Below are 1,500 nucleotides of genomic sequence, written 5' to 3' on the forward strand. Positions count from 1 at the left end.
CCGCCGAGCTCGGCGTTCCCGTGCTCAAGCCCGACCACCCGCGCGACCCCGAGTTCCAGGCGGCCCTGCGCGACCTGGCGCCCGACTGCTGCCCGGTGGTCGCCTACGGCGCGCTGATCCCGCAGAGCGCTCTCGACATCCCGGTCCACGGCTGGGTCAACCTGCACTTCTCGCTGCTGCCCGCGTGGCGCGGTGCCGCGCCCGTCCAGCACTCCTTGTGGGCCGGCGACGAGATCACGGGCGCCACGACGTTCCGGATCGTCCAGGCGCTCGACGCCGGGCCGACGTTCGGCCTGATGACCGAGACCGTCCGCCCGACCGACACGTCCGGTGACCTGCTGGGCCGGCTCGCCGAGGGTGGCGCCGGCCTGCTGGTCGCCACGCTCGACGGCATCGCCGACGGGTCCCTCGAGGCGCGCGAGCAGCCGAGCGAGGGCGTCAGCCTGGCACCGAAGATCACCGTCGACGACGCGCGGGTCGCGTGGGGCGAGCCGGCCGCGGCGACCGACCGGCGGATCCGGGCCTGCACGCCGGGCCCCGGGGCGTGGACGACGTTCGAGGACGAGCGGGTCAAGCTGGGCCCGGTCACCGTGGTCGCCGACGGACCGGAGCTCGCTCCGGGTGTCCTCGACGTGGGCAAGAACGAGGTGCTCGTCGGCACCGGTACGACGCCGGTGCGGCTGGGCGAGGTCAAGGCCTTCGGCAAGAAGCAGATGGCTGCGGCCGACTGGGCGCGCGGCGCCCGGTTGACCGACGGCGCGGCGTTCGCGTGAGCCGGCCGACCGGCCGACCCGGTCGGCCAGCCCAGGGCAACCGGCGGCCACCCGCCGGGCGCCCCACCGACCTGGCACGGACCGCGGCGCTCGAGGTGCTCCGACTCGTCAGGGTCGACGACGCCTACACCAACCTGGTGCTGCCGTCGGTCGTGAACAAGTTCGGGCTCGAGGGCCGCGACGCGGCGTTCGCGACCGAGCTGGCAGCCGGGACGATCCGACGTCAGGGCACCTACGACGCGGTCCTGGCTGCCTGCATCGACCGGCCGCTGCGCAAGGTGGAGCACGGCATCCTCGACCTCCTGCGGCTGGGCACCCACCAGCTGTTGGCGATGCGGGTGCCTCCCCATGCGGCGATCAGCAGCACCGTGGACCTGGCGCGGGCCAAGGCCGGCCCGGGTGCCGCCGGGTTCGTCAATGCCGTCCTGCGCTCCGTCACCCGGCACGACCTCGACGGCTGGATCGCCGAGGTGGCGGGCGACCCGGCCGGCTCGCGCGACGCCCGGATGGACCACCTCGCCCTCAAACACAGCCATCCGCGCTGGGTGGTGGACCTGCTCGACATGGCCGCCCCGGACGACGACCTCGACGCGCTCCTGGCCGCCGACAACGTCCCACCGAAGGTGACCCTGGTGGCGCGGCCCGGCCGCGCGACGGTCGCCGAGCTGCCGGGCACGCCCACGCCGTACTCGCCGTACGGCGTGGTGCTGGACGGCGGCGACCCGGC

At 74.9% G+C, this 1,500-nt stretch carries 1 protein-coding gene and 1 pseudogene (1 of these 2 only partly in view); both read left to right on the forward strand.

What is annotated here, in order from left to right; genetic code table 11:
- Positions 1 to 773 (forward strand): annotated as a pseudogene (gene fmt, locus H0487_RS21905) (methionyl-tRNA formyltransferase) (it extends 174 nt beyond the left edge of the window).
- Positions 770 to 1,500, forward strand: a 731-nt coding sequence (locus tag H0487_RS21910) for a transcription antitermination factor NusB (RefSeq protein WP_312856056.1), incomplete at its 3' end; no start/stop codon positions are given. The pseudogene fmt and the gene H0487_RS21910, both read left to right, overlap by 4 nt.

The organism is Nocardioides stalactiti (assembly GCF_014180715.1).
Lineage (GTDB): Bacteria > Actinomycetota > Actinomycetes > Propionibacteriales > Nocardioidaceae > Nocardioides > Nocardioides stalactiti.